General features: G+C 58.6%; 19 protein-coding genes. 8 read left to right on the top strand and 11 right to left on the bottom strand.

Annotation, left to right across the window (positions count from 1 at the left end; translation table 11 throughout):
• Positions 1-22: 22 nt before the first annotated feature.
• The 5 genes from PSH64_RS20260 to PSH64_RS20240 form a co-directional block, all read right to left on the bottom strand.
• Positions 23-1,276: an FAD/NAD(P)-binding oxidoreductase gene (locus tag PSH64_RS20260; RefSeq protein WP_305481191.1), complete on the bottom strand. Its 1,254-nt coding sequence runs from the start codon at positions 1,274-1,276 to the stop codon at positions 23-25.
• On the bottom strand, positions 1,273-1,509 hold the full coding sequence (locus PSH64_RS20255) for a (2Fe-2S)-binding protein (protein ID WP_008074690.1): 237 nt from the start codon (positions 1,507-1,509) through the stop codon (positions 1,273-1,275). Before PSH64_RS20255 ends, PSH64_RS20260 begins: the two co-directional genes overlap by 4 nt.
• The gene (locus PSH64_RS20250) at positions 1,502-2,617 is read right to left on the bottom strand and encodes an FAD-binding oxidoreductase (protein WP_305478388.1); all 1,116 of its coding nucleotides are present in this window, start codon (positions 2,615-2,617) and stop codon (positions 1,502-1,504) included. The genes PSH64_RS20255 and PSH64_RS20250 overlap by 8 nt, the downstream gene beginning before the upstream one ends.
• On the bottom strand, positions 2,614-3,546 hold the full coding sequence (locus PSH64_RS20245) for a 4-hydroxyproline epimerase (RefSeq protein WP_305478387.1): 933 nt from the start codon (positions 3,544-3,546) through the stop codon (positions 2,614-2,616). Before PSH64_RS20245 ends, PSH64_RS20250 begins: the two co-directional genes overlap by 4 nt.
• A 106-nt stretch (positions 3,547-3,652) precedes the next feature.
• A complete protein-coding gene (locus PSH64_RS20240; protein WP_007935506.1) occupies positions 3,653-4,324 on the bottom strand; it encodes a GntR family transcriptional regulator in 672 nt (223 codons plus the stop codon).
• 298 nt (positions 4,325-4,622) lie between these two features.
• Here PSH64_RS20240 and PSH64_RS20235 point away from each other — a divergent pair, with 298 nt between their 5' ends.
• The 5 genes from PSH64_RS20235 to PSH64_RS20215 all read left to right on the top strand — a co-directional run bounded on the left by PSH64_RS20235 (position 4,623) and on the right by PSH64_RS20215 (position 9,279).
• Positions 4,623-4,985 carry a metalloregulator ArsR/SmtB family transcription factor gene (locus PSH64_RS20235; RefSeq protein WP_105347236.1) on the top strand — a complete coding sequence of 121 codons (363 nt, stop codon included), beginning with the start codon at positions 4,623-4,625 and terminating at the stop codon, positions 4,983-4,985.
• A gap of 47 nt (positions 4,986-5,032) precedes the next feature.
• Entirely contained in the window at positions 5,033-6,037 is a 1,005-nt protein-coding gene (locus PSH64_RS20230; protein ID WP_105347234.1) for an ArsJ-associated glyceraldehyde-3-phosphate dehydrogenase, read from the top strand.
• A 9-nt stretch (positions 6,038-6,046) separates the two neighbouring features.
• Positions 6,047-7,267: an organoarsenical effux MFS transporter ArsJ gene (gene arsJ / locus PSH64_RS20225; RefSeq protein ID WP_305478384.1), complete on the top strand. Its 1,221-nt coding sequence runs from the start codon at positions 6,047-6,049 to the stop codon at positions 7,265-7,267.
• Between the two features lie 336 nt (positions 7,268-7,603).
• Positions 7,604-8,203 (top strand): trypsin-like peptidase domain-containing protein, encoded by a 600-nt coding sequence (locus PSH64_RS20220; protein ID WP_305481190.1) that lies wholly within the window; start codon positions 7,604-7,606, stop codon positions 8,201-8,203.
• 173 nt (positions 8,204-8,376) lie between these two features.
• Entirely contained in the window at positions 8,377-9,279 is a 903-nt protein-coding gene (locus tag PSH64_RS20215; RefSeq protein ID WP_105347227.1) for a universal stress protein, read from the top strand.
• On the opposite strand, the gene PSH64_RS20210 is transcribed toward PSH64_RS20215, so the two are convergent.
• The 3 genes from PSH64_RS20210 to PSH64_RS20200 all read right to left on the bottom strand — a co-directional run bounded on the left by PSH64_RS20210 (position 9,273) and on the right by PSH64_RS20200 (position 11,365).
• On the bottom strand, positions 9,273-9,689 hold the full coding sequence (locus PSH64_RS20210; protein WP_105347224.1) for a hypothetical protein: 417 nt from the start codon (positions 9,687-9,689) through the stop codon (positions 9,273-9,275). The two genes, PSH64_RS20215 and PSH64_RS20210, sit on opposite strands and share 7 nt — an antisense overlap.
• Positions 9,690-9,801: 112 nt before the next feature.
• Positions 9,802-10,038, bottom strand: coding sequence for a hypothetical protein (locus PSH64_RS20205; RefSeq protein WP_105347222.1), 237 nt, complete (start codon positions 10,036-10,038; stop codon positions 9,802-9,804).
• An 85-nt stretch (positions 10,039-10,123) separates the two neighbouring features.
• Positions 10,124-11,365: a DUF4010 domain-containing protein gene (locus PSH64_RS20200; RefSeq protein ID WP_305478381.1), complete on the bottom strand. Its 1,242-nt coding sequence runs from the start codon at positions 11,363-11,365 to the stop codon at positions 10,124-10,126.
• A 264-nt stretch (positions 11,366-11,629) separates the two neighbouring features.
• Between PSH64_RS20200 and PSH64_RS20195 the strand changes: the two genes are divergently transcribed.
• Positions 11,630-12,460 carry an undecaprenyl-diphosphate phosphatase gene (locus PSH64_RS20195; protein WP_305478380.1) on the top strand — a complete coding sequence of 277 codons (831 nt, stop codon included), beginning with the start codon at positions 11,630-11,632 and terminating at the stop codon, positions 12,458-12,460.
• 64 nt (positions 12,461-12,524) lie between these two features.
• On the opposite strand, the gene rfaH is transcribed toward PSH64_RS20195, so the two are convergent.
• Genes rfaH through galU form a run of 3 tightly spaced genes read right to left on the bottom strand, consistent with a single transcriptional unit; the run spans position 12,525 to position 14,342 of the window.
• The gene (rfaH, locus tag PSH64_RS20190; RefSeq protein WP_305478378.1) at positions 12,525-13,031 is read right to left on the bottom strand and encodes a transcription/translation regulatory transformer protein RfaH; all 507 of its coding nucleotides are present in this window, start codon (positions 13,029-13,031) and stop codon (positions 12,525-12,527) included.
• Positions 13,031-13,459 carry a phosphomannomutase gene (locus tag PSH64_RS20185; RefSeq protein WP_105347215.1) on the bottom strand — a complete coding sequence of 143 codons (429 nt, stop codon included), beginning with the start codon at positions 13,457-13,459 and terminating at the stop codon, positions 13,031-13,033. The genes rfaH and PSH64_RS20185 overlap by 1 nt, the downstream gene beginning before the upstream one ends.
• Positions 13,460-13,508: 49 nt before the next feature.
• Positions 13,509-14,342, bottom strand: a complete 834-nt coding sequence (gene galU / locus PSH64_RS20180) for a UTP--glucose-1-phosphate uridylyltransferase GalU (RefSeq protein ID WP_305478375.1) — start codon at positions 14,340-14,342, stop codon at positions 13,509-13,511.
• Between the two features lie 585 nt (positions 14,343-14,927).
• Between galU and PSH64_RS20175 the strand changes: the two genes are divergently transcribed.
• Together PSH64_RS20175 and PSH64_RS20170 are read left to right on the top strand one after the other, a co-directional pair.
• Positions 14,928-15,422 (top strand): low molecular weight protein-tyrosine-phosphatase, encoded by a 495-nt coding sequence (locus tag PSH64_RS20175; RefSeq protein WP_105347210.1) that lies wholly within the window; start codon positions 14,928-14,930, stop codon positions 15,420-15,422.
• 46 nt (positions 15,423-15,468) lie between these two features.
• Entirely contained in the window at positions 15,469-17,697 is a 2,229-nt protein-coding gene (locus PSH64_RS20170) for a polysaccharide biosynthesis tyrosine autokinase (protein WP_305478373.1), read from the top strand.
• The last annotated feature ends 73 nt before the right edge of the window (positions 17,698-17,770 follow it).

Below are 17,770 nucleotides of genomic sequence, written 5' to 3'. Positions count from 1 at the left end.
GGCTGAAACCCCCGAGGGGGTTTCAGGCCGGCGGGGTGTCGTCCAGGCACATCAAGGTCTCGATTCGTGCCGGGCTGAAGGGTGGGCGGGGCGCTGAAGGTTGCCAGCCAAACAGGTGCTGCACCGCGCCGCCACACACCCGGCCCTGACAGGCACCCATGCCGCAGCGACTGGCCAGCTTGGCTTCGCGCCAGTCGGTGTGCCCGGTCAATGCGCCGTAGGGCACGTCTTCGCAGCGGCAGACCAGGGTGTCGGGACCGGCCAGGGATTTGAGTTGCGGGTCGAGGGCGAAGGCCTGATTCAGTGCCTTGGCGAAACCCTGCCAGCGCGCACGGCGTGGCCATAACTGACGCGCCGCTTCAAGGTCACCGACCGCCGCGTGGCCCGCAATGGCCCCTTCGACCAACGCCAGTTCACTGCCACCAAACCCGGTGCATTCTCCCGCCGCATAATGGTCGGCGCGGCTGGCCTGCCAGGCATCCACGGCCAACGCCTGACCTTCGATGGCGTAACCCAGTGCCTGGCCCAATTGAATGTTCGGGATCAAGCCAAAACCACAGGCCAGCCGATCACATTCCAGTTCGATGATTTTGCCCTGCTGTTGCAGGCGCACACCTTCCAGCCGATCAGTGCCAAGGGCGGCCAGCACATGCGTCGCGGTGCGGTAATGGCGGTCGAACAGGCTGAACGATTGCAGCCATTTGCCAGGCCAGCGGGGCAGTTGCGCGGCGAAACCGACGACGGCGGTGCGCGACGCTTGCTCGGCGATGCGCTGGATCTGCGCGCCGTGTTTTTTCGCCGTGGCGGCACTCGCCAGTAACAACGGGCCGCTGCCAGCAATTACCACGCGCTCACCCTGCACCGGCAGGCCCGCCTTGATCAGCGCCTGCAAACCACCGGCGCCGGTCACGCCGGGCAACGTCCAGCCGGGGAAGGGCAGCAGCAACTCGCGGGCGCCGGTGCACAGAATCAGCTTGTCGTAACTGATCAGCCAACCGGCATCGTCATTTTCGACCAACAGTTGTTTCGGACCGGGACTGGCGATCACCCGAGTGCCGGCGTGACGGCGGATGTTGCTGCACGCCTGCAAACGCTCACGCAGGCGACGGGCCTGATCAGGCACATTGGCTTGCGGACCGTCACGCCAGATTTGCCCGCCCGGCAGCGGATTGTCGTCGAGCATGACGATGCGTGCGCCACTGGGTGCAGCGGCAAGAGCAGCGGCCATGCCAGCGGGGCCAGCACCGATGATCAGCAGATCGGCGTATTCGTTCATGGGCATGTCTGCACCTGCATGCCGTCACGGCACAGAGTCTGGCAGGCCAGGCGTCGCCGGCCGTCGATGGTCACCCGGCATTCCTGGCAAATGCCCATGCCGCACAGCGGTGCGCGGCGTTGGCCACTGACCGAAGTGCGTGTGCATCCGTCGCTGCCCAGCGCCAAGGCTGCGGCGACGCTGGTGCCCTCGGCCACCTTCAAGGCGCGGCCGTCCAGCAGTAATTCAGGCATAGGCGGGTTCTCCGAGGAAACGCTGGGGCAGATAGGGTTGGGCGGTCAGTGGCGGGGTTTCGTTGAACAGCTGCGCCACCAGCAAGTCAGCGGTGCCGGGGGCCGTAGTGACGCCCAACCCTTCGTGCCCGACCGCCAGCCACAAGCCCTGCTGCTGTGGGTGCTGGCCAACCAGCGGCAGGCCGTCGGGGCTGGCGGCGCGAAAACCGGTCCAGGCGCGGATGCCGTTGAGCCGGGCCAGCCCTGGCATGTACTCGGCGGCACGCTTGAGCATTTTCGCCAGCATCCAGCCTTCGACCTGTGGGTCGGTGGTGCCGAATTGCCGCGAGGCACCGATGAACAATTGCCCGGTGGGGCGCGGCTGAATATTGCAGGCGGTGGATGGCCCGGTGGCGTTGTGGGCGCTGGTGACGTAACCCAGCTCCACCAAGGTGTGGGTAACGGTGTGGGGGTAGCGGTCGGTAATCAGCAGGTGGCCCTTTTTCGGCTCGATGGGTAACTCCGGGCACAGGTCGCTGGCCTGAATGCCGTTGGCCAACACCACCGCTTCGGCCCGCAACCACTGACCGTCGTCAAGGCAGACGCGATTGCCATCGACCGCGCTGACCCGCGCCCGATGCTGACGGATGTTAGGTGTGTCGAGCATCCAGCGGGCCGTCGCCGGCGCATACAGAATGCCGTCGCCATTGATCAGCAAGCCGCCTTCCAGACCCTCGCGCAGTTCCGGTTCACGCTGACGCAAGGCGCTGGCGCTGACCAGTTCACACGCCACGCCCTGGGCTTTCAGGTTCAGGTATTTGCTGTGGGCGACCGCCATTTCCTCGGCGTTGGCTGCCAGCCACAGTGTGCCGTTGTTGCGGTAAGCGCAGCCGTCGGGCAGGTCCGGCCCCAGTTCACGCCAGCGTTGCAGGGAATATTGGCTCAGGGCCAGTTCGGCCGGGTTGTCATCGAGCACCAGCAGGTGGCCCATGCCCGCCGCCGTCGCACCGTGCAGGCCGGCGTCCAGCACCAGCACCTGCAAGCCACGACGGGCCAGCGCCTGGGCGCAGGCGGCGCCGATGATGCCGGCGCCGATCACGATCACATCGGCCACCAGGCCCTCACTCATGGGCGAATGCCCCAGGCGAACGGGTCATCCTGTTCGATGATCAAACTGGCCTCGGCGCTGATAAAGGCACGGCCACGAATGGTCGGCACGATGCGCTCGCCTTGCCATTCATAAGAGCCTTCGAACTCGCTGCCGATAACACTGGCCTGACGCCAGATCTGCCCCGGTTGCAACTTGTCGTCGGCGGCCAGGCAGGCCAGTTTGGCACTGGTGCCGGTGCCGCACGGTGAGCGGTCATAGGCCTTGCCGGGGCAGAGCACGAAGTTGCGGCTGTCGGCGTGATCGTCATCGCTGAACAGTTCGATATGGTCGATCAGCCCGCCGTCTTCGCCACGAATGCCCTGGGCTTCCAGCGCTTGTTGCACGGCGTAGGTATAAGCAGTTAGCGCGTCGAGGTTGTCGCCGGCGACCCGCAGGCCATGTTCGGCGATCAGGAAAAACCAGTTGCCGCCCCAGGCGATATCGCCGACAACTTGGCCGATGCCCGGCACCTGCAACGCCAGCGCCTTGCGGTAACGGTAGGCCGGCACATTGCGCACGCTCACTGAATGGTCTTCGTGCAGGGTCGCCTGCACCGTCCCCACTGGCGTCTCGATGCGGTGTACGCCGGGGCCGATCTTGCCCAGATGCGCCAACGACGCCACCAGGCCGATGGTGCCGTGGCCGCACATGCCCAGGTAACCGCTGTTGTTGAAGAAAATCACCCCGGCACAGGCGCTCGGGTCTACCGGTGTGCAGAGCAGGGCACCCACCAGCACGTCGCTGCCTCGTGGTTCCAGCACGCAGGCCGCGCGCCATTGATCGTAATGGTCGGCCAGCAGCTTGCGCCGTTCGGCCATGCTACCGGTGCCCAGGTCAGGAAAACCGGCGGTCACCAGGCGGGTCGGTTCGCCGCCGGTGTGGGAGTCGATCACGGTGATGCGTTTCATGGGAGGGCCACGTCCGTTCAGATGAGTGAACGAAAGAGTGGCCTGTGCAGCGGGATGTCGGCTTGATGGATTTATCCTGTGCTGATGACGAAATCAGCACAGCGTCCTAGTGTGCGTGAGGCAGGTGTTCGAATAGTGTTTTGCAGACCCCTGCAATGTGTTCGTCCAGCAGCTTCACCGCCAGCTCCACATCGCCGGCACGACAGGCCGCGAGGATCTCACGGTGTTCGTGATCGGCCCGTTCCTTGCCGGCCGACAGGCTCATCTGCATGCGCAGGTAGCGCTCCAGCTTGTCGTTGACCGATCGAATCAGGCTGACCAGAAACGGTCGTTGTGCCGGTTCGTAAAGGCAGGCGTGCAGCTCCCAATTGAGCTCGGCCCAGCGGCCCACGTCGTCCTCGCCGATGAATTCCTGACAGATACGCTCGGCCCGGGCGAAGGTTTCTTCGGTCATGTTGGGGATGGCCAGGCGCAGTATTTTGTCTTCCAGCAACATGCGCACTTCGAACATCTGCGCCAGCTCGGCATCGGAAACCCGCGTGACCATCGCCCCGCGATTGCGCTGGAACATCACCAGCCCTTCGGCCTCCAGCCGCTTGAGGGCCTCGCGCACCGGAATCTTGCTGACGTTGAACTGGCGGGCAATGTCGTCCTGGCGAATCGGTTCGTCTTCGGCGAAATGCCCGGCAACGATGGCGTCGCGCAGATGACGGGTGATGATTTCCGAGGTCGACGGCGTATTGCCAAGGTCGGGAGCGTTGAGTTTGGGTAGGTTCACGGCGGCGATCGTTTGGAGTGAGATAGCGATAGGGTATACGAAATCCTTTCGCTGATCTTCCCTGTGGGAGCGGGCTTGCTCGCGAAGGGGGCGTGTCAGTCGATATAAATGTTGCCGGGCACACCGCCTTCGCGAGCAAGCCCGCTCCCACTGGGATTGCGCTGACCTGACTGACGTTAGTCGCTTTCCAGGGCCACATTGACCGCTTTACCGTACATGCGTAAAAACATATATTCGGTAAATCGTATATAAGCTGATGCTCCGTTGTGACGCAAAGCCCAAACCAGCGAGAACCTAAATGGCTGACTTTCTGACGCCGACCACTGTTTTCAAATGCCTGGCTGACGACAATCGCGTGCGCATGATGCTGCTCATCGCCCGCGAGGGAGAGCTGTGCGTCTGCGAGCTGACCTGCGCGTTGAACGAGAGCCAGCCGAAAATATCCAGGCACCTGGCGCAGTTGCGCTCCTGCGGATTGCTGGCGGACCGTCGGCAAGGCCAATGGGTTTACTACCGGTTGCACCCGAGTCTTCCTGACTGGGTGCATCAGATGCTGATCGTGGCGCTTCAAGCCAACACGCATTGGTTGAGCCCGGATGCCAAACGCCTAGAACAAATGGGTGACCGTCCTGAACGGGCAACTGCCTGCTGTCCGGCTTGATGATTGCCAAAGTACCCTCCCTGACAACCGCTACAGAGCACCTCAACATGACTATCAAAGTGGGCATCAATGGTTTTGGCCGTATCGGTCGCTTGGCCATGCGCGCCGCCTGGCGCTGGCCGGAGTTTGAGTTCGTGCAGATCAACGACCCGGCTGGCGACGCGGCGACGCACGCGCATTTGCTGAACTTCGATTCGGTACATGGTCGTTGGATTGATCAAGCGAGCGCCGAGGGTAACTGCATTGTCATCGACGGCAAACGCATCAAGGTCACCGCCAACAAGGCGATTGCCGATACCGATTGGTCGGGCTGCGACCTGGTGATTGAAGCCAGCGGCAAGATGAAAACCGTCGCGGTGCTTCAGGCGTACCTCGACCAGGGCGTCAAGCGCGTGGTGGTCAGTGCTCCGGTGAAAGAAGAGGGCGCGTTGAACATCGTCATGGGCGTCAACCATCAACTGTTCAATCCGGCGGAACACCGCATCGTTACCGCTGCATCGTGCACCACCAATTGCCTGGCACCCGTGGTCAAGGTGATCCATGAAGCGCTAGGCATCCGTCACGGCTCGATCACCACCATTCACGACCTGACCAACACACAGAGCATCCTCGACCAACCCCACAAGGATCTGCGCCGGGCACGGGCTTCGGGCATGAGCCTGATCCCGACCAGCACCGGTTCGGCCACCGCCATCGCGGAAATTTTCCCGGAGTTGCGCGGGCGTCTGAATGGCCACGCGGTGCGCGTACCGTTGGCCAATGCTTCGCTGACCGATTGTGTGTTCGAGGTCGAGCGCGTCACCACGGTCGAAGAAGTGAACCGGTTCCTCAAGGACGCGTCCGAGAACGAACTCAAAGACATCCTCGGTTTCGAGGAGCGTCCGCTGGTGTCCATCGACTACCGCACCGACCCGCGCTCATCGATCATCGATGCGCTGTCGACCCTGGTCATCAACGGCACCCAGGTCAAAATCTATGCCTGGTACGACAACGAATGGGCTTACGCGAACCGCACCGTCGAATTGGCCAGGATGGTCGGCCTGGCCGTTTAAGGAATGTTGATGAAAGCCTTGTCAGCCCTCGCTCCGTCGGTGCGGCAGTACCTGCTCGTAACGGGCAATTACTGGGCCTTCACCCTCACCGACGGTGCCTTGCGCATGTTGGTGGTGTTGCACTTTCACGGGTTGGGCTACAGCCCGCTGCAAATCGCGGCGTTGTTTCTGTTCTACGAACTCTTTGGTGTGATCACCAACCTGGTGGGGGGCTATCTTGGCGCCCGCCTGGGCCTGAACCGGACCATGAACATCGGGCTGGGGATGCAGGTTGTGGCGCTGTTGATGCTGACGGTGCCGGTAACCTGGCTGACGATTCCTTGGGTGATGGGGGCGCAGGCACTGTCGGGGATCGCCAAAGACCTGAACAAGATGAGCGCCAAAAGCTCGATCAAACTGCTGGTGCCGGACGGGCAACAGGGCAAGCTCTATCAATGGATAGCCATCCTCACCGGCTCGAAGAATGCCCTCAAGGGTGTCGGTTTCTTTCTCGGCGGGGCATTGCTCGCCCTGATCGGCTTCAAAGGGGCGTTGCTCGCCATGGCGGGCGTTCTTGCGTTGATCTGGCTCAGCAGCCTGGTCCTGTTGAAAAAGGACCTGGGCAAGGCGAAGGCCAAGCCCAGGTTTCGCGACATCCTGTCCAAGAGCCGGGCCATCAATATTCTGTCAGCGGCCCGGATGTTTTTGTTCGGTGCCCGTGATGTGTGGTTTGTCGTGGCTTTGCCGGTGTACCTGAGCAGCGTGTTTGGCTGGGACTTCTGGGCGGTCGGTGGATTCCTGGCGGCCTGGGTGATCGGCTACGGCGTCGTGCAATCGTTCGCGCCACGGATTACCGGCAAGCAACGAGGGCATGTCCCTGATGGCCGCGCCGCGTGTCTGTGGGCGCTTGCCCTGGCGGGCCTGCCGGCGGCAATCGCTCTGGGGCTGCACACCGGGCTGTCGCCACAATGGGTGCTGTTGGGCGGATTGATGGTCTTTGGTGCGCTGTTCGCGGTGAACTCCTCGCTGCACAGCTACCTGATCGTGTCCTACGCCAAGGAAGACGGCGTGTCGCTGGACGTGGGCTTTTACTACATGTCCAACGCCATGGGGCGGCTGATTGGTACCGTACTCTCCGGCTGGGTTTATCAGGTTTTCGGGCTTGGAGCCTGTTTATGGATATCCAGTGCATTTGTTATTTTCGCGGCGTTGATTTCTGTTAGCTTGCCGAGGCATGCCAAAGTGATCTAAATCGCTCTGAAGGCGCTGTTTCACGCGTTTTACTCATCAAGAGGCAACTTTTATTTTTATTTATTTTGGCGTTCCTGACATTTTTCAGGCGCCAATTATTTGCAGTTTTTTATATGGATCAAAAAGCGATTGCTCTTATCACAATTAATTCGTACGCACTATTACAACCTCAGCCATACATTACCCACCAGACCGGGCCGCGAGGATAACTACAACAACCAGATCACTAAAGAACTGACACAACAAAAACAACACTCTCCTTATAAGTCGGTGAACAACATGATTAAGGTCATGACCTGCTTTTTAATAGGAGCTGTTCTTGCAGGATGCAACGGTATGGTAAAGCCCGACTTGTCGGGGCCTGCCAACGATTCATATTTTTCCGTCTTCTCAGGCTTTCCCTTGCCCTATCTGTACACGGCCTCGGCTGTGCAATGGAATGAGGACTACGCCGTCACCACCCGCCACACCCCACTCATATCCAACGTGAAATACAGCTGCAGCACCGGTTGCGACCTGGTCTTCATCAAGCACAAGGCCAACGGTCACTATCCGTCATGGCGCGCCCCTCGCGTGGGTGAGCACATCACTGCCGTGGGCACGAGCCCGTATATGACGACTGTCAGCGGACAAGGCAAGGTCTATCCGGCGCCTTTCATCAACAGTGATGAAGGCAGCGGCGAACGCTACGCCATCCATGATGCCCCGATGATCAAGGGCATGTCCGGTGGTCCCGTCATCGCCAATGACGGCAGCATTGTCGGTATCAATGTCGGCTTTTTCTCCACCACACTTCACAATGTGAGTATTCACCCGGGGATAAAGGGCGCGGAGAGGATCAGTATCTTTATCCCTTACTCGATCATTCAGCGTGAGTGGCGGTTGATGCAGGCGCAGCTAGATGATCCGCACGGCGCGAAATATGCGCAGAAGTAGTGCAGGGGCGTCACCCCGTTGGAAGGGGTGACAGCGCTTTAGCTCGTTATTGAATCCAGGCGTATATTGATAGTGTCGATTCAGTTAGTTGAAGCGATAGCCAGTAGTCGGTGAGGGGGGACAGGCGAGAGCGCTGGGGGAGCCGTATACGCCGGAACGTTTGGAGGTGTGATATGAGCCAATATCAACGACTCTTTCTGATAGCCGGTCCAGCCATGCGCCATACCCCGGCGTTGCAGCGAGCCGTCGCCATTGCCGAAGCCACTGGCGCAGCGCTGCATATCACGGTGTTTATCGAAGACTCCCAGTTTTTGGGTTTGGTGAGCGCAGGCGCGCGGTTTCGTGAGGCCTGTCAGCAAGAGAACGAGAAGTGGCTGAAGGATGAGGCTGATCTAATCCGCGGGCGCGGGATTACGGTGAGCACTGAAGTGCTTATCACGCGTAACGCGGTGCAAGAGATCCTTCGGCATGTCGCAGAAATGCAGCCGGATCTGGTGATCAAAGACGTGCAGCACGAGTCAGCGCTCAAGCGCGTATTCGTCACGCCGCTGGACTGGCACCTGTTGCGCGAATGTCCAGTGGCTGTGCATCTGGTCAGCGAAGTCAGGTGTCCGCTGCCGCGGGTGATCGTGGCGGCAGTCGATCCATCGCGACCCGAGACTCAGATCACCGGCATCAACGACCGCATCATCCAGGCCGCGAACGGGTTGGCCATGCAGTGCAACGCGGAGCTGCATCTGCTGCATGCCTACGATCCATCACAGACACATATATCCGACGCAGGCGCTGGGGCAGTGACGATGCCAGGCTTCAGCAGCGACGTGCGTAAGTCGCTGCATAAGTCATTCATCGCATTGGCCGACCACTTTGGCGTGCCCACCGAGCGCCAACACTTCGTCGAAGGGCCGCCTGGCAAAGCGCTGGCTGACTTTGCAGCGCATCACCGGGCCGATGTCATTGTCATGGGTAATGCGCATCGCAAAGGTCTGGGCAAATGGGTGGGCAGTACCACGGAGCATGTTCTGTATCGAGTGCCCTGCAACATCTTCGTGGTCACGGGGCCAGCGGATCAGTGAACGGATCCGTTGTTGAATGACTCGGCCGGGACGCGTCGACGACTGGGGCGGGATTTTTTGAGGGCGCGTGCCGAGATGTCCTGGAAGGTATCGCAATCGGTTGCAGCCAGGAGCTTGCCACCGTCCTTCAGGGTGGCCATGAAGGTCACCTCGGTGTTCTTGCCGGCAAGCAGATAGCCGGCGATGGCTCCGACCGGACCCAGCAACATGGCCCCGGCAAGGCCCAGGCCTATGGCGCTCTTGATATTTTTATTGCAGTCGGTGTTCTGGACCGTCAGGTCTTTAAATTCCGAGACCGAGAAACTTTTCCCCAGTCGTGGCTTCAGGGCGGTTTTGAGCGTGATGGTTCCCGAGTGATATTCCCCGTTGCCCTGCGGGAAATCACCGGCGAGCACTATGATCTTTGCCATGTGGAGTGGTCTCTGGGCGATCATTTTTTGGGTAGACATTGCGCGCGCCGAAACCCGAAACGTCAATGAGCCGACGATGAGTGGCAACCCTGTGCGCGGTGATACGCAAGTATCAGTCTTCCGGGTCAATTTCTTCTTCGGGCGTCCATCGGGCAATGAGGTCTGCCATCAGCTTGGCAATGGCGTCAGTGTTGCCTTCCAGCACTTTAAGCTGGTCGGCTATCCGTTCTGACACATCAGTCGCACCGCTCTTGGCCATCCAGATACCAATTTCGTTGATTGCACCGCCCAGAGCAGCGATGTTCTGATTGACGCGGTCGAACAGGGCGGGGGTAGGATCGTCCGGCATGGTTGTTCCTCCAGTCATGAAAGAGAAGCGTAGCAGGCAAGCGGGAACCGTATCCTTCCGGGCCGGTAATCTGGCAGCTCGTTTGTCACCCACGGATCAAGGCACCGCCCCAGAGCGCGCACAGCAGCAGGATCTGGCCCGGTATGACATGCCTGGAAAATGTTGCCCCGCCACTGGTCCAGGCGACGAAACACTTCGAGCAGGCATTGGTGCTCATGGCGGCGACAATCGGTAAAACGGCGCCGGCCGCCGGCAGCTGACCGGAGGCTACCAGTGACGCGGCGGAGGCCGAAGAGGCGTGAGCATCGGCAAAACCACCCAGAACGGTGGCAATAAACACGCCGCGTGGGCCGAGCCAGGCCAGCAGCGCCGCCGATAATAACGAGATGCCCGCAATGCTCAATGCCACCAGTAGCGTCAGTTTGATGTTGAAAGCGCCACCAATATCATGGGCCGGGTTGCTCTTGGTGTTTCTGCCCAGATAAACGAATACCAGCGCATAAATCAGGGTAGTCGCGAAGCCCAGCGCGAGGGGCAGCCCCATCAATTCAAGGGTCGGCAGGCTGACCGCGCCCAGGACCATGCCCATCTGAATCATGGTGGCGAGCGAGGACAAAATGGCGGCGGTACTGGCCGGCAGCATCAGCGCGGGCTCTTCACGAGCACGGCTGCCCATCACCGCGATGGTCGCCGTGCTTGAGGCGAAACCCGAAGCGATACCGGTAATGGCCAACCCATAATGGGGGCCGAGCAGGCGCATGGCGACATGCCCGGCAGCGCCGACCGCCATGATCAAGACTGTCAGCGTCCAGATCGTGCGCAGGTTGATTGCCGCGAACGGGCCGATAAAGCGGTCTGGCACCAGTGGCATGATCACCAGCGCGGCGGTGGCCAGGACCAGGCCATCGCGGATCTCGCGCTCGGACAGCTGCGTGCGGACAAAACGATGCAGGCTTTGGCGATAGGTCAGCAACAGGGACAGGACCACTCCGAAGGCAATGGCCAGGGCAGGATCCCATGAGCACAGTCCCCCCAGCATCAGGACCAGCAGCAAGGCAATCTCGGTGGTCAGGCCAGGGTCTTTGCTTCTGGACTTGAAGTAGGTCGCAGCCACCAGCGTAGTCACGCCCAGCAGCGTGATGGCAAACAATAATTCCCCACCCAACAGCATCGCGACATAGCCCAGCAACGAGGTAATGGCGAACGTTCTCAAACCGGCAAAACTGCGGTCCTTGCCAGCGCCTTTGCTACGCTCGCGCTCTAGCCCGACCCACAGGCCGATGCCCAGAGCGGCGGCGAAATTGGCGATGCTGTCGAAGTTATCCACGGTGTGATCTTCCGTTCAACTGGACGCTGCGCAGAAACCTCAAGTGCAGCCTTGACCGAGGTGTTCGTTGTATAGCCTAGAGCGTAGGTGATTTGTTGGGGGCCGGACCTGAGGTTCGACATGGACGTTTTATAACGTTTGGCTCAGGCAGGCAGATAATGCGTTCTAATTCTCCGTTGATCCGACAGGTTTAATCACCCTCAGGATTTAAATGCTCGGAATCAACAACAGACCTTTCAGCCGAGAGGGGTTAACGGGGGATTAATGGATTTCTGGACCACCATGCAAGTATCGATTCTGGGGCTGGTTGAAGGGCTCACAGAGTTTTTGCCCATCTCCAGTACCGGTCACCAGATTATTGCCGCGGACTTGCTCGACTTTGGCGGAGAGCGAGCCATGGCGTTCAATATCATCATTCAGTTGGGGGCGATTCTGGCGGTTGTCTGGGAGTTCCGTCGCAAGATTCTGGACATCACCGTCGGCTTGCCGACCCAGCGCAATGCGCAACGTTTCACTCTGAATTTGCTGATCGGTTTCTTGCCGGCGGTGGTTCTGGGGGTGTTGTTCGCCGACAAGATCCATGAGTATCTGTTCAACCCGATTACCGTGGCCGTGGCGCTGGTGATCGGCGGGATCATCATGTTGTGGGCCGAACAACGCGAGCACGTGGTCGTGGTCGATCACGTGGACGAGATGCGCTGGACCGATGCCTTGAAAGTCGGATGCGCACAATGCCTGGCGATGATTCCCGGCACTTCCCGTTCGGGATCGACGATTATCGGCGGTTTGCTGTTTGGCCTGTCACGCAAGACGGCTACCGAGTTCTCGTTCTTCCTGGCGATGCCGACCATGGTGGGAGCTGCGGTGTACTCGGGTTATAAGTACCGCGACCTGTTCCAGGCCGCCGACTTGCCGGTGTTTGCCCTGGGATTTGTCGCCGCGTTCGTCTTTGCAATGATTGCCGTGCGCGGTTTGCTCAAGTTCATCGCCAACCACAGTTATGCAGTGTTTGCCTGGTACCGGATCGCCTTCGGATTGCTGATTCTGGCGACCTGGTTTTTGGGTTGGGTCGACTGGAATCACCTCTCGGCATAGGGTTTTCTGTGTTGATAAAAAACGCCGCTTGTTGAGCGGCGTTCTGGTGTGGGCGTTAATAGATCTAAAGCTTGTTGACCCGCGCCAGCGGCAGGCTGATTTGCTGCTCACGCTGCAGGAAACTCATCATCAACAGCACCCGTTCTTCGCCATCCATGGCCAGGAACACCGCTTCGAGATCGCAGAACGGGCCTTCCGTGATGCGCACCGCATCTCCGTGTTCCAACAAGGTTGTCACGATCGCCTGGCTGTCCCGTTCCTGAAGTTCGTCAATCAGCGTGTCGCGGATCGGCAGTGGCTGACCGCCGAACCCGACGACCCGCGAAACACCACGGGTCGAGCGCAGAGGGCCCCAACTGTCCTGAAGGCTCAGCTGAATAAACAGATAGCCTGGAAACAGCGACTCGCTGATCACCCGGCGCTGCCCGCGCAAAACGCGCTCACGCCTGTAGGTCGAGCGAAAACAGGCATAGCCCTGGCGCTGCAAATGTTCTTCGGCGCGTTCATCTTGTTTGGGCTTGCACTGGAGCAGGTACCAGGCTTTGGTGGAGTGTTCTGCCATCGCGTTCATCAAAATGCCTCCTGCGCATCGATCTGCTCCAGCAGTTCGGTGGTCTTGCGCTGCAGGAGCGAATGGTCGCCGCGACTTTCCACGGTCAGGCAAACCCCGCAGCCCTTGCCCCAGAGGCGCAAGCTGAAGCGCCAGTCGGCAAAGACCAGGTTCAGTCCGTCGCTCTCGTTGAGGTCCAGGGCATCGGCGGCGTAACGCTGCTTGATGCTTGTCAGCAGCGCCGGGCCATCCTTGACCGGGCGGCGGATCTCCCCGGAGGAGGGGAACGCGCCGATGCGTTCCACCAGCAGTACCGGTGGTTTTTGCACGCGGGGGAAAATCAGTTCCGATGCATAGGCGCGCACGATGCGGTACGCGAGGCTGTGCTTAAGGTCAGCGCCATACGGGTGGCGACTGCCATCTGCCTTGAAACCGCTCAACGTATTCATAGAGGCTTCATCCATAGGGTAATAAAGACCATATCGGGGGACAGCAACATCACAGCGTGTTTTGATGCAGGTGCTCGAAGCAGAAGTTGGTGGCTTCGATGTAACCTTCGGCGCCGCCACAATCGAAGCGTTGGCCCTTGAACTGGTAGGCCAGTACGCAACCGTTCTGGGCCTGCTTCATCAGCGCATCGGTGATCTGGATTTCACCGCCCTTGCCAGGTTCGGTGTCAGCGATCAGATCGAAGATATCCGGGGTCAGAATGTATCGACCGATGATTGCCAGGTTGGACGGAGCGTCTTCCGGGCGGGGCTTTTCGACCATGCTGTTGACCCGGTAAATCCCCTCGCGAATCAACTCGCCGGCAATCACGCCATATTTCTGAGTCTGCTCGCGGGGCACTTCCTGGATCGCCACGATCGAGCAGCGGAACTGCTCGTAGAGCTTGATCATTTGCGCCAGTACGCCATCACCCTCAAGGTTCAGGCACAGGTCATCGGCCAGCACGACGGCGAAGGGTTCATCACCGATCAACGAGCGGCCGCTGAGAATGGCGTGCCCCAGGCCCTTCATCTCTACCTGACGAGTATAGGAAAAACTGCAGGTATCAATCAGTTCGCGGGTGCCGTGCAGGAACCTTTCCTTGTCGGTGCCACGAATCTGGTGTTCCAGCTCGTAGCTGGTATCGAAATGATCCTCCAGCGCCCGTTTGCCACGGCCGGTGACGATGGCCATATGTTGCAGGCCGGCGTCGCGTGCTTCCTCGACGGCATACTGGATCAGCGGCTTATTGACGATCGGCAGCATCTCCTTCGGCATGGCCTTGGTGGCTGGCAAGAAGCGGGTTCCATAGCCGGCGGCGGGGAACAGGCATTTACGAATCATGGAAGCGTCCTTGAAAGTAGACTGATGGAGTGACTAATGGCAGTAGGAAAGATTCGACCCAGGCTGGGCGAACCGGTCACGCTGGGGAGTGCGGACTCGAAGCGGTCCGATCACTCGAGAAAAATGCTCGCAACGGCAAAGGCACTGCGAAAGGCCAGGGCGTCATGCTTGTCGCCGGGGGCTGGCAAGGGAAATATCGAGCAGCCGGTTGTTCCTCGGCAGGCTCCTGACGTAACCCGATGTTATTAAAGTTGTTGCCCAAGGCGACCCTACCCAACTACTAACCGAATGTCTGACACCCTGGCCATGCACTAGCGGAACGGCCATACATTAGCCATTCGCTATTTTCGTGTAATTTAGATTGAATGATCGCAGGAAAACGACAACTGTTAGAAATTGTCTGGATAAGTTTGCCGACTGTTATTTTCAATGTGTCGAAGAGTGGATTGTTATTTTTTGTCTGGAGAAAAAGTTGGGGGGCATTCAAACGTCATGGTAATAAATACGCACTGATGATTTTGAAAGTTTCAGCTGCAGTTACCGGGGATATAGATGCCCCGGGTTCATTCGTAGTTTAAAGCTCTTATGTTCGGCAAGTGCTATGTCACCGCCAATGTTGACAAGACGGGGAATGTTATCTTGCTTAAAAGGGTTTTGATTGTCTGTGTCGGCAATATATGCCGCAGCCCCACCGCGGAGCATTTGCTACGCGGGGCACTCGTTCATTCCGATATCCAGGTCAGCTCGGCTGGCCTTGCCGCCTTGGCGGGCAAGCCCATCGAGCCGACGGCACACGCCGTACTCAAGGAGCATGGTCATGTACCTCACGAGCACCAGGCCGTTCAACTCACGCCTCAAGCCGTCAGTGAGGCGGACCTGGTTCTGGTGATGGAGCGGCGCCATGTCAGCGGCGTGCTCGACATTGCCCCCGAGGCGCGAGGCAAAGTGTTGCTGCTGGGGAAATGGCAGGACGATCGCGAAATCAGCGACCCCTACCGTCAAGGTAAACCTGCTTTTGTGCACGCTTATGCGTTGATCGAAGAAGCCGTACACGCATGGGCACAGCGTCTCGCACGCTGATGGCCACTTCCTTTTTGAATCGTAATCAAGGCAAAGAATCCGACTTATGCAGCAAGCACCGGTAGTCAACGTGCGGGACGACAACAATGACGAGATTGATCTTCTCGGCTTGTTTGGAACACTTATCGACCATAAATGGCTGATCGCTGCGATTACCGGTGCCTTCATGGTGACCGGGGCCGCGTACGCGGTGCTGGCGACCCCGGTATTTCAGGCGAATGCGCTGCTGCAGGTCGAAGCGAAAAAGAATGATTTGCTGGGTTTCTCGGATATCGGCGGCATGTTGGGCAAGGAGTCTCCGTCGGCCACCGAGATCGAGTTGATCCAGTCCCGTTCAGTGATTGGTAAAACCGTCGACAACTTGAAACTTGATGTTGTCATACAGCCGATGTATTTCCCGGTTGTCGGCGAATTCCTGGCGCGTCGATTCAAAAAAAGTAATCCCGATGAAATAGCCGAACCATGGTTGGGACTGAATAGTTACGCCTGGGGAGGGGAGTCGCTGAAGATATTCAAACTCGATCTGCCCGACTCGCAACTGGGCAAGAAATTGACCCTGACCGCGGGTGAGAATGGTCATTTCACGTTGGTGGATGAGGATGACAATCTGTTGGCGGCCAGCCAGGCGGGGCAACTCTTCGAGCAGAATGGCGTTGCATTTCAGATAGAGGAAATGCGCGCCAATCCTGGAACCCGTTTCAGAATAATCCGTAACTCCCGCCTGAACAGCATCCTCGACTACCAGGACGCACTGGATGTCGCCGAGCGTGGAAAAGAATCAGGCATGATTGGTCTGGCGCTGGAAAGTACAGATCCGGATCAGGCCATCAACATCCTCAATGAAATTGCTGCTATTTATGTGCGGCAAAACGTAGAGCGAACTTCAGCGGAAGCCGCGCAGAGCCTGGCATTTCTCAAAGAGCAACTTCCGGTGGTCAAGAAGGACCTGGAGAAAGCCGGTAATGCCTTGAATGAGTACCAGACACGCAGCAAGTCCGTGGACATTACGCTGGAAACCAAAGCCATTCTCGATCAGATAGTCGGGCTCGATACCAGCATTTCCGAGTTGAAGTTGCAGCAAGCCGAGATGGACCGCAAGTTCACCCGCCAACATCCTGCCTATCGTGCATTGTTGACCCAGATCGGTGAGTTGAGCAGCAAGCAGAAAAGCCTGGCGACCAAGGTGGAAGGACTTCCCTCCACACAGCAGGAACTGCTCAGCCTGACCCGGGATGTGGAGGTCGGTACAGCCATTTATACCCAACTGCTGAACAAGTCTCAGGAGCTGGACGTGATGCGTGCGGGGACCGTCGGTAACGTGCGGCTGATCGATACTGCGGACGTCAACTTCTTAAAACCGGTCAAACCGAAAAAAATCTTGATTGTATTGATCGCCACGCTTCTTGGCGGTTTCTTGGCAGTGGCCCTGGTGTTGGTACGCAAGGCGCTGAACCGGGGGCTGGAAAGTCCGGAAGCCATCGAGCACCTTGGTTTGCCGGTGTACTCGTCGATTCCTTACAGCACTCTGCAGAAGGCCGAAGAAGATAAAGTCTTCGGCGGACGAGGACGTTCCAGTAAAGGTTCTTCTTTGCTGGCCGTCAGTCATCCCACCGACCTGGCTGTTGAGGCATTGCGTAGTTTGCGCACCAGTCTGCATTTCGCCATGCTCGAATCCACCAATAACCGAATCATGATCTCGGGCCCGAGTCCAAAGGTTGGAAAAACCTTCGTGTCTGTCAACCTGGCCGCGGTAATCGCCCAGACCGGACAGCGGGTATTGTTGATTGACATCGATATGCGAAGGGGCTACCTGCACAAGGTATTAGGTGTGCCTGTTAACGATGGACTTTCCGATGTCCTCGTCAATCGATGCACGCTTCAAACCGCAATTCACAAAACCGATATCGAGAACCTCGACCTCATTACTCGTGGGCAGATACCGCCAAATCCCTCTGAATTGCTGATGCACCGAAACCTCACCGAACTATTGTCACAGGTCAGCGAAATGTATGACTTGGTCATTCTGGATACGCCGCCGTTATTGGCCGTGACAGATGCGGCGATTGTGGGAAGGCAATCGGGAACAAACCTGATCGTCGCGCGGTTCGGCTTGAATCCTGCAAAGGAAATAGAACTCACCATTCGCCGATTTGCGCAAAACGGCATCGTGCTGAGAGGCGCCATTTTCAACGGGGTTGAAAAGAAAGCGTCAGCAAAATATGGCTACGGTAATTATGGGTATTACCAATACGAGTACCAGTCTGATCGAAGCTGATGTAGATCGTTACGCTGCATGGTCATGAACGGCATAAACAGGATACCAGGGAATGAAGCTGCGCCCTGGAATC

The organism is Pseudomonas sp. FP1742, assembly GCF_030687145.1.
GTDB lineage: Bacteria > Pseudomonadota > Gammaproteobacteria > Pseudomonadales > Pseudomonadaceae > Aquipseudomonas > Aquipseudomonas frederiksbergensis_D.
This window is presented reverse-complemented; position numbering and strand designations above follow the sequence as displayed.

Excerpts from the sequence above, each read along its gene's own strand:
- PSH64_RS20260 (WP_305481191.1), bottom strand. The coding sequence starts at position 1,276 with ATGAACGAATACGCCGATCTGCTGATCATCGGTGCTGGCCCCGCTGGC.
- PSH64_RS20255 (WP_008074690.1), bottom strand. The coding sequence starts at position 1,509 with ATGCCTGAATTACTGCTGGACGGCCGCGCCTTGAAGGTGGCCGAGGGC.
- PSH64_RS20250 (WP_305478388.1), bottom strand. The coding sequence starts at position 2,617 with ATGAGTGAGGGCCTGGTGGCCGATGTGATCGTGATCGGCGCCGGCATC.
- PSH64_RS20245 (WP_305478387.1), bottom strand. The coding sequence starts at position 3,546 with ATGAAACGCATCACCGTGATCGACTCCCACACCGGCGGCGAACCGACC.
- PSH64_RS20235 (WP_105347236.1), top strand. The coding sequence starts at position 4,623 with ATGGCTGACTTTCTGACGCCGACCACTGTTTTCAAATGCCTGGCTGAC.
- PSH64_RS20230 (WP_105347234.1), top strand. The coding sequence starts at position 5,033 with ATGACTATCAAAGTGGGCATCAATGGTTTTGGCCGTATCGGTCGCTTG.
- arsJ (WP_305478384.1), top strand. The coding sequence starts at position 6,047 with ATGAAAGCCTTGTCAGCCCTCGCTCCGTCGGTGCGGCAGTACCTGCTC.
- PSH64_RS20220 (WP_305481190.1), top strand. The coding sequence starts at position 7,604 with ATGGTAAAGCCCGACTTGTCGGGGCCTGCCAACGATTCATATTTTTCC.
- PSH64_RS20215 (WP_105347227.1), top strand. The coding sequence starts at position 8,377 with ATGAGCCAATATCAACGACTCTTTCTGATAGCCGGTCCAGCCATGCGC.
- PSH64_RS20210 (WP_105347224.1), bottom strand. The coding sequence starts at position 9,689 with ATGGCAAAGATCATAGTGCTCGCCGGTGATTTCCCGCAGGGCAACGGG.
- PSH64_RS20205 (WP_105347222.1), bottom strand. The coding sequence starts at position 10,038 with ATGCCGGACGATCCTACCCCCGCCCTGTTCGACCGCGTCAATCAGAAC.
- PSH64_RS20195 (WP_305478380.1), top strand. The coding sequence starts at position 11,630 with ATGGATTTCTGGACCACCATGCAAGTATCGATTCTGGGGCTGGTTGAA.
- rfaH (WP_305478378.1), bottom strand. The coding sequence starts at position 13,031 with ATGAACGCGATGGCAGAACACTCCACCAAAGCCTGGTACCTGCTCCAG.
- PSH64_RS20185 (WP_105347215.1), bottom strand. The coding sequence starts at position 13,459 with ATGAATACGTTGAGCGGTTTCAAGGCAGATGGCAGTCGCCACCCGTAT.
- galU (WP_305478375.1), bottom strand. The coding sequence starts at position 14,342 with ATGATTCGTAAATGCCTGTTCCCCGCCGCCGGCTATGGAACCCGCTTC.
- PSH64_RS20175 (WP_105347210.1), top strand. The coding sequence starts at position 14,928 with ATGTTCGGCAAGTGCTATGTCACCGCCAATGTTGACAAGACGGGGAAT.
- PSH64_RS20170 (WP_305478373.1), top strand. The coding sequence starts at position 15,469 with ATGCAGCAAGCACCGGTAGTCAACGTGCGGGACGACAACAATGACGAG.